General features: G+C 63.0%; 14 protein-coding genes. All 14 read left to right on the forward strand.

Features of this window, described 5'->3' with window-relative positions; all coding sequences use genetic code 11:
• Positions 1-368 precede the first annotated feature (368 nt).
• The 14 genes from murJ (at position 369) to lnt (ending at position 14,217) form a co-directional block, all read left to right on the forward strand.
• Positions 369-1,916, forward strand: coding sequence for a murein biosynthesis integral membrane protein MurJ (murJ, locus tag M2A_RS01475; protein ID WP_045441972.1), 1,548 nt, complete (start codon positions 369-371; stop codon positions 1,914-1,916).
• A 109-nt stretch (positions 1,917-2,025) separates the two neighbouring features.
• A complete protein-coding gene (trpS, locus tag M2A_RS01480) occupies positions 2,026-3,039 on the forward strand; it encodes a tryptophan--tRNA ligase (RefSeq protein WP_045441976.1) in 1,014 nt (337 codons plus the stop codon).
• Between the two features lie 130 nt (positions 3,040-3,169).
• Positions 3,170-4,201, forward strand: coding sequence for a DUF2333 family protein (locus M2A_RS01485; RefSeq protein WP_081875295.1), 1,032 nt, complete (start codon positions 3,170-3,172; stop codon positions 4,199-4,201).
• Between the two features lie 51 nt (positions 4,202-4,252).
• Positions 4,253-4,777: a universal stress protein gene (locus M2A_RS01490; protein WP_439645636.1), complete on the forward strand. Its 525-nt coding sequence runs from the start codon at positions 4,253-4,255 to the stop codon at positions 4,775-4,777.
• 90 nt (positions 4,778-4,867) lie between these two features.
• Positions 4,868-5,428, forward strand: a complete 561-nt coding sequence (locus M2A_RS01495) for a NifU family protein (protein WP_045441979.1) — start codon at positions 4,868-4,870, stop codon at positions 5,426-5,428.
• Between the two features lie 31 nt (positions 5,429-5,459).
• On the forward strand, positions 5,460-6,152 hold the full coding sequence (gene tsaB / locus M2A_RS01500) for a tRNA (adenosine(37)-N6)-threonylcarbamoyltransferase complex dimerization subunit type 1 TsaB (RefSeq protein WP_045441982.1): 693 nt from the start codon (positions 5,460-5,462) through the stop codon (positions 6,150-6,152).
• The gene (gene rimI / locus M2A_RS01505; RefSeq protein ID WP_197052806.1) at positions 6,149-6,610 is read left to right on the forward strand and encodes a ribosomal protein S18-alanine N-acetyltransferase; all 462 of its coding nucleotides are present in this window, start codon (positions 6,149-6,151) and stop codon (positions 6,608-6,610) included. The genes tsaB and rimI overlap by 4 nt, the downstream gene beginning before the upstream one ends.
• Positions 6,611-6,824: 214 nt before the next feature.
• Positions 6,825-7,280: a Fur family transcriptional regulator gene (locus tag M2A_RS01510; protein ID WP_045441985.1), complete on the forward strand. Its 456-nt coding sequence runs from the start codon at positions 6,825-6,827 to the stop codon at positions 7,278-7,280.
• 84 nt (positions 7,281-7,364) lie between these two features.
• Positions 7,365-8,225, forward strand: coding sequence for a lyso-ornithine lipid O-acyltransferase (gene olsA / locus M2A_RS01515; protein WP_045441988.1), 861 nt, complete (start codon positions 7,365-7,367; stop codon positions 8,223-8,225).
• A gap of 192 nt (positions 8,226-8,417) precedes the next feature.
• On the forward strand, positions 8,418-9,803 hold the full coding sequence (gene miaB / locus M2A_RS01520) for a tRNA (N6-isopentenyl adenosine(37)-C2)-methylthiotransferase MiaB (protein ID WP_045441990.1): 1,386 nt from the start codon (positions 8,418-8,420) through the stop codon (positions 9,801-9,803).
• A 57-nt stretch (positions 9,804-9,860) separates the two neighbouring features.
• Positions 9,861-10,889 carry a PhoH family protein gene (locus tag M2A_RS01525; RefSeq protein WP_045441992.1) on the forward strand — a complete coding sequence of 343 codons (1,029 nt, stop codon included), beginning with the start codon at positions 9,861-9,863 and terminating at the stop codon, positions 10,887-10,889.
• Positions 10,889-11,479: an rRNA maturation RNase YbeY gene (gene ybeY, locus M2A_RS01530; RefSeq protein ID WP_045441994.1), complete on the forward strand. Its 591-nt coding sequence runs from the start codon at positions 10,889-10,891 to the stop codon at positions 11,477-11,479. Before M2A_RS01525 ends, ybeY begins: the two co-directional genes overlap by 1 nt.
• A complete protein-coding gene (locus M2A_RS01535) occupies positions 11,476-12,516 on the forward strand; it encodes a hemolysin family protein (protein ID WP_081875296.1) in 1,041 nt (346 codons plus the stop codon). Before ybeY ends, M2A_RS01535 begins: the two co-directional genes overlap by 4 nt.
• Entirely contained in the window at positions 12,517-14,217 is a 1,701-nt protein-coding gene (lnt, locus tag M2A_RS01540; RefSeq protein WP_045441996.1) for an apolipoprotein N-acyltransferase, read from the forward strand.
• The last annotated feature ends 169 nt before the right edge of the window (positions 14,218-14,386 follow it).

Genomic DNA, 14,386 nt, shown 5'->3' on the forward strand with positions numbered 1-14,386 from the left:
CAGCACGTCGAAACCTTCCTCCAGCCACATCGCGCGGTACCGCGGGTGATCGAATATGTGGGTTTCATGTGCATGGGCGTGGGAATAGCCGGGCTTGCATAAGAGGTCAATGCGCAGGCCGAGACTTTTCGTTCACGATGGGTGCATGGTGCGTCTTTATGCGCCCGCTGTGCCTGCCTGGTCACAGGACAATCTGTTAGATGGGCTGCTAGATAAGGTAAGGGACAGGGGCCTGCCGGGTACAGTCATGCCGGCGCCGCAACTCTGGTATTCCGATTCTGGGATATCCCAATTCTGGCGCCAAATCCGAATCCGGCTATGCTGCGCGCAAAGCCATCAACGGCCCATCGAAGGGAAGAAGACCTGTCATGAACCTGGCCCGCGCGGCCGCCACGGTGGGCGGCATGACCATGATCTCCCGCGTATTGGGGTTCGTCCGGGACATCTTGATCGCAGGCTTCCTCGGCACCGGGCCGGTGGCGGATGCGTTTTTCGCCGCTTTCAAATTTCCCAATCTCTTCCGCCGCCTTTTTGCCGAAGGCGCGTTCAATTCCGCTTTCGTGCCGCTCTTCGCCAAAAGGCTGGAAGGGGAGGGGCCGGAAGCCGCCCGCCGTTTCGGGGAAGAAGCGCTGGCGGTGCTTTTGACCGCGCTGGTTCTCTTAACGGCGCTTGCCGAAATCGCCATGCCCTGGCTTATGTATGTCATCGCGCCGGGCTTTGCCGCCGATCCCGATAAGTTCGACATGGCGGTGCTCTTCACCCGCATCGCTTTTCCATATTTGATGTTCATGTCGCTCGTGGCGCTCTTCTCGGCGGTCTTGAATTCATTGGGCCGCTTCATGGCGGCCGCCGCCGCGCCGATCCTCCTTAACATCGTGCTGGTCGGCGCCATTCTTATCGGCGCGCCTTATACGGATAATCCGGGCTATGTGCTCTCCTGGGGCGTGGCCATTGCGGGCATTGCCCAGTTCCTCATGCTGCTTTGGGCGGCAAAGCGCGCGGGCATGGCGCTGCATTTGCGCTGGCCCCGGCTGACCCCCGGTGTGCGCCATCTCATCCGCCTCGGCGTGCCCGGCGTCGTTTCAGGCGGCATCACCCAGTTCAACCTGATGGTCGGCACCATCATCGCCTCGCTGCAGGCGGGCGCCATTTCCTGGCTTTATTATGCCGACCGCATTTACCAGCTCCCCCTTGGCGTGGTGGGCATCGCCATCGGCATCGTGCTTCTGCCCGACCTCTCGCGCCGCCTGCGCGCTGAAGACGGGCCGGGGGCGATGAATGTGCAAAACCGGGCGCTCGAATTTGCCATGCTGCTCACGCTGCCCGCCGCCGCCGCCCTTGCGGTGATTGCGCAGCCCATTATTCAGGTGCTTTTCGAGCGCGGCGCTTTCGAGGCGTCCGATACGCAAGCAACGGCGCTGGCGCTCGGGGCTTATGCTTTCGGCCTGCCCGCCTTCGTGCTCATCAAGGTGTTCTCCCCCGGCTTTTTCGCCCGCGAGGATACGGTAACGCCCATGCGTTATGCCGCGATCGGCATCGGCGTGAATATCGCAGGCTCGCTCGCGCTCTTTTATCTCATCGGCTTTGTCGGCATTGCGCTCGCCACCACGCTGTCGGCCTGGGTGAATGCGGGGCTTTTGGGGTGGCGCTTGCGCGCGCTCGGTCATTTCAAGGCCGATGCCCGGCTGAAAAAGCGCTTGCCGCTTTTGGGCCTTGCCTGCGCGCTTATGAGCGGCGCGCTTTATTTCGGGGCGGCGCTGGCCGCGCCTTATCTTGCCGGGTCCTTGCCGGTGAAAGTGCTGGCGCTCGGCGCGCTCGTTGCGGGCGGGGCTGGGCTCTTCGCCGCGTTCTGCCATCTCACCGGCGCCATGACCTGGGGCGAGTTCCGCCGGGGTTTTCAGCGCCGTGCCGCTTGAGGAAGGCCACACCTCTTGCCACACCTCTTGCCTCTGGCGGGCAAAGAGGCGATAACCCGCCCGAATTTCGATGACTTTCCGCGCGCCAGCGCCTATTGGAGCCAGCTTGATGGAAGCGCCCGCCAACCGCGTCTTTTCCGGCGTTCAGCCGACCGGCAATCTGCACCTGGGGAACTATCTCGGGGCGATCCGCCATTTCGTGAACCTGCAGGACACCCATGAATGCGTTTACTGCGTCGTGGACATGCATGCGATCACGGTCTGGCAGGATCCGGCCGAGCTGGCCGCCAATACGCGCGAAGTCGCCGCTGCCTATATCGCTGCCGGTATCGACGCGGAAAAGCACATCATTTTCAACCAGTCCAAAGTGTCGGCGCATGCCGAGCTGACCTGGATCCTGAACTGCGTGGCGCGGATCGGCTGGCTGAACCGCATGACCCAGTTCAAGGAAAAGGCGGGCAAGCACCGCGAGAACGCTTCTGTCGGCCTTTACACCTATCCGGTGCTGATGGCCGCCGACATTCTGGCCTACCGCGCAACCCATGTGCCGGTGGGCGATGACCAGAAACAGCATCTGGAACTTGCCCGCGACATTGCGCAGAAATTCAACAACGACTTTCTGGGCGAGGGAGAAGTGTTCTTCCCGCAGCCCGAGCCCCTCATCATGGGCCCGGCGACGCGCGTCATGTCGCTGCGCGACGGTTCCAAGAAAATGTCGAAATCGGATGCCTCCGACATGGCCCGCATCACGCTGACCGATACGGCCGACGACATTGCCAAAAAGATCAAGAAAGCCAAGACCGATCCCGAACCCTTGCCGGAAAATGTCGAGGGGCTAAAAGAGCGCCCGGAAGCGGACAATCTCGTCGGCATCTATGCCGCGCTCGCCGGTATGGACAAGGCCGCCGTCATCGCCGAATTCGGCGGCAAGGGCTTTGGCACGTTCAAACCGGCGCTGGCCGAACTTGCGGCGGAGAAACTTGCCCCGCTCACCGGTGAAATGGCGCGCCTCAAGGCCGATCCGGCCTATCTCGACAGCGTGCTGGAAAAAGGCGCCGAGCGGGCCCGCGCCATGACCGAGCCCGTCATGGCGGAAGTGCGCCGCATCGTCGGCTTTATCTGATAGGCTGAACGCTGCCTGCCATGCGGCCTTGACGGGCCTTAACGGGCCTTGACGGACCCGGGCATGGCCTTGCTTGACCTTCCCGCGGCCAATTCCCATCTTTGAGCATGGGAATGAAAGGATGAGATTTATGGGTTTGCGCGAGCGCTTTTCCGATTTTGGCGACAGAATGCGTCACAAATGGATGTATCGGCGCAGCTCTATGACGGGCCTGAAAACCCCCAAGCCCGATTGGCAGAAGATGAAGGCAAGCGGCTGGCTGCGCAAAAGCCTCGCAATCTTCGCCGGCCTTCTCGTCCTTTATTATATCGGCGGCGCCTTCATCATTCACGATATCGAAGATGATGTGGATTTCCGTCCGCCTGCGGAAGATGTGGCGGATGGCGGTTCCAAGGCGGTTTCCATGATGGCCGCGCTCATTCAGCGCGAGGTGAACGACAAGCGCTGGACCGCGAACGATCCGTTCTTCATTCCAAGCGCGCTGCTCGACAATATGCCCAATTATCAGACGGGCGTGATGTCGGCGCTCGCCCGTTTCTCCTTCGAGCTGACGGACCAGCTCGGCCGCTTGCGTGGCTCCAGCCAGGCTGATGCGGACCTTTCGAAGGTGAGCGGCCTTTTGCAATATCCCGCCGAAACCTGGATCTGGGACCCAGCGGTCTCGCTCTGGCCGCGGGCAAGCGCGGAAAGCCAATACCGCGACGCGCGCCGCGCGCTCCTCAGCTATAACCGCCGTCTGGCGGCGGGCGAGGCGGTGTTCGACCGGCGCTCAGACAATCTTCTCTCGACGCTGGACCGGATCGCCTCGGATATCGGCTCGTCGTCCTCCGCGCTCGATACGGCGGTGGACGATCCCGCGCTCTTCATCGATTTCGGCGCCGATGACACGTTCTATAATGTGAAAGGCCAGCTTTACGCCTATTACCTGATCCTCTCCGCGCTGCGCGAGGATTTCGCGCCGGTCATCGAAGAGCGCGGCCTCGACCAGCCTTGGGCGGAAATGCTGACCTCTTTCCGTAAAGCCGCTCTCCTTGACCCGTGGGTTGTGACGAACGGCGCGCCCGACGGCGTTATCGTGCCTAACCATCTGGCCGCGCAGGGTTTTTACCTTCTGCGCGCCCGCACGCAGCTTCGCGAGATCACCAACATTCTCTTGAAGTAAGCGGCGATCAAAATTCTTGCCGGATGGCACGGCCCAAGGCAGCATGATTTCATGAATACAAAAGACATGCCCGGCGCCGCTCCGGAAGGAGAAGGCGCGCAAGAGAGCGCCAGCGCCATGCGTAAATTTCTCGTCGTCGTGGACGGCACGCCTGAAAGCGAGGTGGCGTTGCAATTTGCCGCCCGCAGAGCCTTGCATACGGGCGGGGTGGTGACGCTGCTCGCCATTCTCGAGCCCGGCGATTTTCAGCACTGGCTCGGCGTGGAAAGCATCATGCGCGAGGAAGCAAGGCAAGAGGCCGAGGCCGTGCTGCACCGCCTTGCCGCCCAGGTGAACGAGCAGACGGGCCGTTTTCCCGAATTGATCATCCGCGAGGGCAAGAAGGCCGAGCAGCTCAAGCAACTCATCAGCGAGGACCGCTCCATCGCCATTCTCGTGCTCGCCGCGGGCACGGGCAAGGAAGGCCCGGGCCCCCTCGTTTCGCTGGTCGCGGCAGCCTCGGAAAACGCCTTTCCGATCCCCGTCACCGTGGTGCCGGGCAATCTGACGCAAGAACAGCTCGAAGCGCTTGCTTGAAACCCGCTCTCTTTTACGCCATCTAAGGGCAAGGCCCCCTGCGGTCCCGGAAACGGACTTAAGTCCTTAAGCTCAAAAAGGTTTTTAGCGATGTTTATCCAGACCGAATCGACCCCCAATCCCGCCACGCTGAAGTTTCTGCCGGGCCGGGACGTGCTGGGCGAGGGGCAGGCCGCCGATTTCCCGAATGCCGAAGCGGCGGGCCGCTCGCCGCTCGCAGCGCGCCTTTTCGAGATCGAGGGGGTGACGGGCGTCTTTTACGGCGCCGATTTCATCACCGTCACCAAACAGGATGCGGAATGGCAGCACATCAAGCCGGCCATTCTGGGCGCCATCATGGAGCATTTCACCTCCGGGGCGCCGCTTCTGGAAAGCGGGGCGGAAGAGCCCGCCGCGCCGCAGGCCAACTACACCGAGGAAGAAGCGGAGATCGTCGATCAGATCATCGAGCTTCTGGAAACGCGGGTGCGCCCGGTCGTCGCTCAAGATGGCGGCGATATTACCTTCCGCGGCTATGAGGACGGCATCGTGCTGCTCAACATGCAAGGGGCCTGCGCCGGCTGCCCAGCCTCGACCCAGACGCTGAAAAACGGCGTTGAAAACATGCTGCGCCATTATGTGCCCGAAGTAACGGAAGTGCGCGCGGTCTGAGTTTCAGGCTGCTCCGCCCCATGGCACGCGCATGAACATTCTCGGCCTCGATACGGCCCAGCCGGCCTGTTCCGCCGCTCTTCTGATGGAGGGCGGCGCTCTTTTCGCGCGCTTTGAGGAGATGACGAAAGGCCATGCCGAGGCCCTTGCCCCGATGGCGGGCGCGGTTCTGGAAGAGGCGGGGATCGCCCCTGCCGATCTGGACCTCATCGCCGTCACTATCGGCCCCGGCACTTTTACCGGCACGCGCGTCGCGCTTTCCTTCGCGCGCGGCCTCGGCGCGGCGCTGCGTCTGCCCGTCCTGGGACTCACCTCGCTTGAGGTTTTGGCGGAGCCGGCCCTAGCGCGCGAGGGCGAGCTTATTGCCGCCTCTTTCGATGCCAGGCGCGGGGAAATCTATCTGCAGCTTTTCGAGCCGGATCTAACCCCGGCCAGCGCCCCGGCCCTTGCCAAGCTGGAGGGGCTGACATTGCCCGGCGACTTGTCCGCCCGTCCGCTTTGCCTTGTCGGCACGGGCTCGGCTTTGCTCGCCGAGGCACTGGAAGATATCCATGCGCTGCGCGCCTCCGGCGCGCCTTCCTTGCCGCAGGCCGCCGCCGCCGCGCGCCTTGCCAAGGCCCATGTGGCGCGCGCCGGGCTTCCCGCCCTCGGGGCCCCGCCCGAACCGCTTTATTTGCGCGAGGCGGATGCCAAGCTGCCCAAGGCGGGCGGGGCGCTCAGATGAGCATGCGGGTGGAAGCAGCGGGCCCGGCGCTCATTCCCGTCATGGCGGCCCTGCACAAGATGTGTTTCGCAAACCCCTGGGACCGCCGGGAACTCGCCGAATTACTGGCCATGCCAGGGGCCTTTGCGCTGATGGGCTTTGACGGCGAGGCGCCCTGCGGTTTCATTCTGATGCGCACTGCGGCCGGTGAAGCGGAAATCCTCACCATCGCCGTTCTGCCGGACCGAAGGGGCTCAGGGCTCGGGCAGCTTCTGGTTGAGACAGCGCTTGTCCGCGCGCGCGGGCAAGGGGCGGAAGTTTGCTTTTTGGAAGTTGCCGAGGAGAACGCGCCCGCCCGCGCTCTATATGTCAAAACAGGCTTTGAAGTGAGCGGGAAGCGGGAAGGCTATTACAGCGCCGCAGACGGGGCAGGCGATGCGCTGATCATGCGCCGCCCGCTGCTTGGAGGCGGGCTCTAAGGCGGCCGGAGCGGCAGGGAAAGCGGCAGGGAAAATGCACGCTCTTCAAGGGTTTTTCCCCAAAGGGCAGGCCGGGCCGGTTTGGGTGACATCTGCCTTTACAGGCGGTAAACTAATGGTCTAATTCCGCCGGGGTTCACCCGCCCGTGGTTTTGGCGGCAAGCGCCGCCGGGGCCGGGTTTGGATTAACGATGCAACAGCGAACGGAACCTGCATGACATCGACGGAGCGCATTGAACACACGACGGATGACAGCCACCGTCTGGAAAATCTGTGCATGGAAAAAGGCATGCGCATGACGGACCAGCGCCGGGTGATCGCGCGCGTGCTCTCCACCGCCGACGACCATCCGGACGTGGAAGAGGTATACCGGCGCGCCTCCAAGGTGGATGACCGTATTTCCATCGCCACGGTTTACCGCACCGTGCGGCTTTTCGAGGAAGCGGGCATTCTGGAGCGGCATGATTTCCGGGACGGGCGCTCGCGCTACGAGCAGGTGACCGAAGAGCACCACGACCATCTGATCAATTTGCAGACCGGCGAGGTGATCGAGTTCCACAATGAGGAAATCGAGAAGCTTCAAGAAATTGTCGCACGCGAGCTCGGCTTCAAACTGGTAGATCATAGGCTGGAGCTTTACGGGGTTCCGCTGAAAAAGCCGGAGAACTGAGCCGGCTGAAACGGCGTTCAGCGGCGCGCAAGGTGAATACTTGCCGGGCCGCATGATAAAAGGGCCTGGGGAGGGTCCGTTTCGATGGGCACATTTCGCGCAGCGATCCTGCTGACCGGATTTATCGGCTCTTCGCTTCTGGCCATGCCGTTTCAATGGCTGGCGCTGAAACTCGATCTGCCCGTCGCCAAGAAGATCCCGAACGCTTTTCACCGCTGGCTCTGCCGTCTGATCGGCATCAGGGTGCATGTGGAAGGTGAGCCTTTCCGGGACGGGGCCTGCCTTCTTGCCTCCAACCACGTCTCCTGGCTCGATATTCCGGTGCTGGGTTCCGTGCTGCCGCTCTCCTTCGTGGCCAAAAAGGAAGTCGGTGCCTGGCCGTTTTTCGGCACGCTCGCGCGGCTGCAGCGCACTGTCTTTGTCGACCGGGATGCGCGCGCCAAGGTGGGCGAGCAGCGCAATGAGATTTTCAAGCGCATTGCCGATGGCGATACGCTGGTGCTTTTCCCGGAAGGCACGTCCGGGGACGGCAATCAGGTTCTGCCTTTCAAAAGCGCGTTGATGAGTGTCGCGCAGCTGGCGGTGGGCAAGGGCGAGGAGGCGGCGCCGGTTCTGGTTCAGCCCCTTTCCATTGCCTATACCAAGCTGGCGGGCCAGCCCATGACCCGCAAATTCCGCCCGTTTTTCGCCTGGTATGGCGATATGGACCTTTTCCCCCATCTTTGGGAGGCATTCAGCCTCGGGCCGATCGATGTGGTGGTGGCCTTCCATGAGCCGGTGCATCTGGGCCAGGGCGGCAACCGCAAGCAGCTTGCCGCCTATTGCCAGGCCTGTTCGGGGGCAGGGGTGGTGAACGCCATTATGGGCCGCGAGGAAATTGCCGTGACGGGCCAAAAAGCTGCATTTTTCGGTGATTCCGAGCCGGGGCGCCTGGCGGCGGAATAAGGCCGGCGGACCCGCCCTTAACCTTTCCCCTATCGTTTCTCATCCGGCGCCATGGTAATGTGGGCGCAAGGCGGTTATATGTGCCCGAAATGGCATTCCAGCGCCCCGGCCCCTGCCCGCGGCGCATCATGGCAACAGGAGTAACAGCCAACAGTGGCGGATCGTTCTGACGCGGCGCACCAGGCAAATCATTTGCCGCAAGACCTGGCCCCTTCGGGGCGCAAAGTGTTCATCAAGACCTATGGCTGCCAGATGAACGTCTATGACAGCGAGCGCATGTCGGACGTTCTCACCCCTATGGGATTCAGCGAGACGCAAACGGCAGAAGACGCCGATCTCGTCATCCTGAACACCTGCCATATCCGCGAGAAGGCAGCCGAGAAAGTCTATTCCGAGCTTGGCCGGCTGCGCGTCCTGAAAGAAGAACGCGCCGCCAAGGGCCTTAAAACCATGATCGGGGTGGCCGGCTGCGTCGCGCAGGCCGAAGGCGAAGAGATCATCCGCCGCGCCCCTGTGGTCGATATGGTCTTCGGGCCGCAGGCCTATCACCGCCTGCCCGAATTCATGGCCGAGGCCCAGCGCGGCACGCGCGGCCAGGTGGAAACGGATTTCCCCGTCGAAGACAAGTTCGACGCGCTGCCCGCCGCCGAACGGAAAAAGACGCTGGCGCGCGGACGCGCCGCGTTCCTGACCGTGCAGGAAGGCTGCGATAAGTTCTGCACCTTTTGTGTGGTGCCATATACGCGCGGGGCCGAGTTCTCCCGCCCCGTTCAGCGCATCGAAGCGGAAGCGCGCCGTCTTGCCGAGGCGGGGGTGCGCGAGATCACGCTTCTCGGGCAAAACGTCAATGCGTTTCATGGGCAAGGGCCGGACGGCGCCGATTGGCCGCTCGGCAAACTGATCCGGCATCTGGCGAAGATCGACGGTATCGAGCGCATCCGCTATACGACAAGCCATCCGCGCGACATGGACGCAGCGCTGATCGAGGCGCATGGCGAGGTGCCCGAGCTCATGCCCTATCTGCATTTGCCGGTGCAATCGGGCTCGGACCGGATTCTCGAAGCGATGAACCGTCAGCATACGGCGGAAAGCTATTTGCGTCTGATCGAGCGCATCCGCGCCGCCCGGCCCGGCATCGCGCTCTCGTCGGATTTCATCGTCGGGTTCCCCGGCGAGACGGAAGCCGATTTCGAGGCGACGCTCGATCTCGTGCGCGAAGTGAACTATGCCCAGGCCTATTCCTTCAAATACTCGCCCCGCCCGGGCACGCCCGCGGCAGGCGAAGAAGAGCAATTGCCCGAGGAAGTCAAATCCGAGCGCCTGCAGCGCTTGCAGGCCCTTCTTAACGAACAGCAGCTTGTCTTCAACGCGTCATGCGAGGGCCGCATCATGAAGGTGCTGCTCGACCGGCGCGGGCGCAGGCAAGGCCAGCTTGTGGGCCGCAGCCCCTATCTGCAATCGGTGGTGGTGAGCGCGCCGGAAAGCGTTTTCGGCGCCATCGTGCCGGTCAAGGTGCTGCGCGGCGGAGCCAATAGTTTGGACGGTGAACTTGTTGAAACGGCAGCGGCAGCGGAATAAACGCGGGACATCCCGCCCATCCATGGCCGATTTCGTGCCTAATATCGTGAGGGTCTATTGACGGCATCTCAGGCGACGACACAGAGCGGCTCCGGCAGTCTCATTCTCGATTTCGACGACAACCGCTATCTGACCGAATTGTTCGGCGAGCATGATTCGAACCTGGCGCGGATCGAAAGCGCCCTCGGCGTGGAAGCGACGGCGCGCGGCAACCAGCTCGTGATTTCCGGCAGTCCGGGCGCCCGCGATCAGGCGGAGATGATCGTGCGCGATCTTTATGCCCGCCTGAAAGAAGGGCTTGAGGTGACGGCGGGCGAGGTCGACGGCGCCATCCGCATGGCCAAGGCGCCAAAGGAAGATCAGGCGCGCGGATCGGGCTCCGACAAGGCGCTGCAGATCGTCACGCGCCGCCGGCTCATTGCGCCCCGCTCGCCCACGCAAGGCACCTATATCGATGCGCTCAAACGCCATGAGCTGGTCTTCGGTGTGGGGCCGGCCGGTACGGGGAAAACCTATCTCGCCGTCGCCATGGCCGTTTCCATGCTGATGCAGAAAAAAGTGGACAGGATCATTCTCTCCCGCCCGGCGGTGGAAGCGGGGGAGCGGCTCGGCTTCCTGCCCGGCGACTTGCGCGAGAAGATCGATCCTTATCTGCGCCCGCTTTACGATGCGCTTTACGACACGCTGCCCGGCGAGCAGGTGATGAAGGGTATCGAATCCGGCGAAATCGAAGTGGCCCCGCTTGCCTTCATGCGCGGGCGCACGCTGGCCAATTCCTTCGTCATTCTCGATGAAGCGCAAAACTGCACGCCCGTGCAGATGAAAATGTTTCTAACCCGGCTCGGCGAGAACGGGCGCATGGCGATCACGGGCGATCCGAGCCAGGTGGATTTGCCGCTCGGCGCCAAATCGGGGTTGAATGAGGCGCTGCATATTCTCAAAGGGGTGGAAGGCGTTGCGACCGTCGAGTTCACCAATGAGGATGTGGTGCGCCATCCTCTGGTGACGCGCATCGTGCAGGCTTACGGCGCCCAGGAGCAGACGCTGCTCACGCGCTCCGGCGGCAAAGCGAAGGCAAAAGAGTGATGGAAGAAGGATCTGGAAGCAGTCGCCCGCCCGGCAGGCAAAGCCGGGCGCCCCTGCTTGAAACGGAAATCGGCCGCCAGGGCGGCGGCTGGCAGGCCGAAACGGAAGAGCTTCTCCTGCGCGCTTTTCAAACGGCATTTGCCGACGCGCTGACTTTTCCCGAAACCGATTGGCCGCAAGAGGCCATGACCGCCGAGCTTTCGGTGCTCCTTGCCGATGATAATTTCGTGCAAAGCCTCAACCGCAAATTCCGCGGCAAGGACAAGCCGACCAATGTGCTGTCCTTTCCCGCTCCGCCTTCCCCGTCTCCCGCCTTTGCCGGCCAGGAAGCCGGCCTCGTGCTCGGCGATATCGTTTTCGGTTTCGAGACGGTGATGCGCGAGGCTGCCGAGCAGAACAAAACCTTCGATGCGCATATGCAGCATTTAGCCGTTCACGGGCTGCTTCATTTGCTAGACTATGACCATCAGTCGGATGAAGAAGCCGGGACGATGGAAAATTACGAGAGGCAAATTCTGGCCAAGCTGGGCGTCGGCGATCCTTATGCCGGTGATATGCCCGGTCCAGTACGTGCAGGAGAGCGGGCATGAGCGATCTGACCCGCGAGCATCTGGCCGGTGTAAAACTTTCCGCGCAGGCTCCGCCCGCCCCGCGCCCGCGCGGGGTGTTCTCGAAACTTCTCACCCTCTTGCGCGGCGGCGAGGAAAAGAGCCTGCGTGAGCGGCTGCGTTATCTGGTGCGCATGCGCGATGACAGAGGCGAGCGGCTGACGCCCATCGAGCGGCACATGCTCATGAACACGCTTTCCTTCGGCGAGAAGCGCGTGCTTGATGTCATGGTGCCGCGCGCCGATATCGTGGCGATCGAGGAAAATGCCGGCCTCGATGAGATTTTGCGCATTTGCGGCGAGAGTGCTCATTCGCGCATGCCCGTCTTCCGCGAGACGCTGGACGATCCCATCGGCATGTTGCACATCAAGGATGTGCTGGCCTGGATGGCGAAGGACGAAAGTGAGCGCGGCGCCTTCTCGCTTCTTTCCCTGCGCCGGGACGCGCTTTTCGTGCCGCCCTCCATGCGCGCGCTCGATCTGCTGCTAAAAATGCAATCCACCCGCGTGCATCTTGCGCTCGTGATCGATGAATATGGCGGCACGGACGGGCTCGTCACCATCGAGGATCTGGTCGAGGAAATCGTCGGCGATATCGAGGACGAGCATGACGAGCCAGAAGAACCCGATTTCGTCTGGCGCGACGATGGCACGCTGATGGCCGATGCCCGCGCCTCGATCGAGGATCTGGAAGACATGATCGGCATGAAGCTGGTGGATGAGGAGTTCGAGGACGATGCCGACACGCTGGCCGGGCTCCTCTTCACGCTGGTGGGCCGCGTGCCCCAGCGCGGCGAGCTCATCTCCCATCCGCTCGGGCTCGAATTCGAGGTGCGCGATGCCGATCCGCGCCGCATCAAGCGGCTGCGTATTCACTTGCCTGCGCGAAATCCGAATGAGGACGACCCTGCCTCTGCCTCTGCCTCTGCCTCCGCCTCTGCCCCCGCTCCGGCGGATGCCGGGCCGGAGCAGGGCGCGGGCGGCGCGCCCGCCAGCGGCCCGGATAACGGAAAAACATAAATGAACCGGGGGCACTGGGCGGAAAGCGGAGCGCGCGGGCTCGAGACCTATGCGGCCTGGCTTGCGGGCCGCCGGCTCGCGGTGCGTATGGGGCTGGCGCTTCTGGCCGGGGCGCTGAGCGCGCTTGCCTTCGAACCTTTTTCGTTTCCGCCGGTTTTCTTTCTCACACTGCCGAGCCTCGTCTGGATGCTGGACGGGGTGGCGCCGGCGGGCCGCTGGGCGGCGCGGGTGGAGGGAGTATCGGGCGGGGACGGGGAAAAGGCCCGCTTCTGGCGGCCTTTTCTGAGCGCATTTGCCATTGGCTGGGCCTTTGGCACGGGCACGTTTGTGCTCGGGCTTTATTGGGTGGCCGAGGCATTTTATGTCGAGGCGGATATCTTCGGCTGGATGGCGCCCTTCGCGGTGTTCTTTCTGGCCGTCGGGCTGGGGCTTTTCACGGGGCTTTCCTGTGCCGCCGCCCGCCTCTTCTGGGTCGGTGGTTATGGCCGCCTTGCGGTGCTGGCCGTCTGCTGGACGGCGGGCGAGTGGCTGCGCGGGCATGTGCTGACCGGCTTTCCCTGGAACACGATGGCGCAAGGGGCGGTGGCGAGCGAGGCGATGATGCAGTCCGCCGCGCTGCTTGGCCCCTACGGCCTGGGCTTCGTGCTGTTTCTGGCCGCAAGCGGACTTGCCGCCTATGACCCGCGCCTTGCCTATGACCCGCGTCTTGCTTATGAGCGCAGCGCGCTCTCTCGCGCGCTCTGGCAGGCGCCCATGGCCGCGCTTTTGGTGCTGGCGCTTTTATGGATCGGCGGGGCCTTGCGCCTTGCAACGGCGGGCGATGAGACGGTGGCCGGTGTACGCCTGCGCGTGGTGCAGCCCAATATTGCCCAGGACCAGAAATGGTTGAAGGAAAACCGCACCTCCATTGTCGGCCAATATATGCGTTTGAGCGCGGCGGCGCCTGCCGATTTCACGCATCTCATCTGGCCGGAATCGGCACTGCCCTTTTTGCTCGAGCGCGAGCCGATCCTGCGCCGGGCGTTTGCCCGCCTTCTGGAGCCCGGCCAAAGTCTCATTCTAGGGGCGGTGCGTTCGGAACCGGCCGGCGAGCCCGGCCAGCGCGATCGCTATTTCAATGCGGTTCATGTGATCGGCGAGGACGGGGATATTCTGGCGACCTATGACAAGGCGCATCTCGTCCCCTTCGGGGAATATCTGCCGATGCAAGGGCTCTTGGAGGCGATCGGCCTTCAGCAGTTGACGCGCCTGCGCGGCGGATATGAAAGCGGCCCGGGGCCCATGACGCTTGCCGTGCCGGATGCACCCGCCGTCAGCCCGCTTGTCTGTTATGAGATTATTTTCCCCGGTGCGGTCACGGCGCGCGGCGCCCGTCCCGGCTGGATCGTCAATGTCACGAACGATGCTTGGTTCGGCACGTCGGGCGGGCCTTATCAGCATTTGGCGCAGGCGCGCCTGCGGGCGGTGGAAGAAGGACTGGCGGTCGTGCGCGCGGCCAATACGGGTATTTCCGCCGTGATCGACCCATACGGCCGGCTGCTCGGCACCATCGATATCGAAAAAGAAGGGGTGCTCGACCGCCCGCTCCCCAAGGCACTGGCCCCGCCGCCTTATGCGCGGTTCGGCGATTGGATGCTGGTCCTCATGCTCTTTGCCGCGCTCAGTCTGGTGCTGGGCCGGGAGGCGCGGTCGCGCGGATAATCCGGGGTTTGCGGGTGCTCTGCCGGACGCGCTCCCCTGAAAGCCAATAACACGAAGTTTACCGCCCCGCGCCGATTGCACCCGTCTGCGCCGGGATGGTTGTGTTTTACTGACAACTAAAGAAACTCGTGATTCTGCCATGCAACCGGGGTAATAGTTGCCAATCGCG

This window comes from Tepidicaulis marinus (assembly GCF_000739695.1).
GTDB lineage: Bacteria > Pseudomonadota > Alphaproteobacteria > Parvibaculales > Parvibaculaceae > Tepidicaulis > Tepidicaulis marinus.

Bases quoted from the DNA above. Each gene is read 5' to 3' on its own strand.
- murJ (WP_045441972.1), top strand. From the start codon at position 369: ATGAACCTGGCCCGCGCGGCCGCCACGGTGGGCGGCATGACCATGATC.
- trpS (WP_045441976.1), top strand. From the start codon at position 2,026: ATGGAAGCGCCCGCCAACCGCGTCTTTTCCGGCGTTCAGCCGACCGGC.
- M2A_RS01485 (WP_081875295.1), top strand. From the start codon at position 3,170: ATGGGTTTGCGCGAGCGCTTTTCCGATTTTGGCGACAGAATGCGTCAC.
- M2A_RS01490 (WP_439645636.1), top strand. From the start codon at position 4,253: ATGAATACAAAAGACATGCCCGGCGCCGCTCCGGAAGGAGAAGGCGCG.
- M2A_RS01495 (WP_045441979.1), top strand. From the start codon at position 4,868: ATGTTTATCCAGACCGAATCGACCCCCAATCCCGCCACGCTGAAGTTT.
- tsaB (WP_045441982.1), top strand. From the start codon at position 5,460: ATGAACATTCTCGGCCTCGATACGGCCCAGCCGGCCTGTTCCGCCGCT.
- rimI (WP_197052806.1), top strand. From the start codon at position 6,149: ATGAGCATGCGGGTGGAAGCAGCGGGCCCGGCGCTCATTCCCGTCATG.
- M2A_RS01510 (WP_045441985.1), top strand. From the start codon at position 6,825: ATGACATCGACGGAGCGCATTGAACACACGACGGATGACAGCCACCGT.
- olsA (WP_045441988.1), top strand. From the start codon at position 7,365: ATGGGCACATTTCGCGCAGCGATCCTGCTGACCGGATTTATCGGCTCT.
- ybeY (WP_045441994.1), top strand. From the start codon at position 10,889: ATGGAAGAAGGATCTGGAAGCAGTCGCCCGCCCGGCAGGCAAAGCCGG.
- M2A_RS01535 (WP_081875296.1), top strand. From the start codon at position 11,476: ATGAGCGATCTGACCCGCGAGCATCTGGCCGGTGTAAAACTTTCCGCG.
- lnt (WP_045441996.1), top strand. From the start codon at position 12,517: ATGAACCGGGGGCACTGGGCGGAAAGCGGAGCGCGCGGGCTCGAGACC.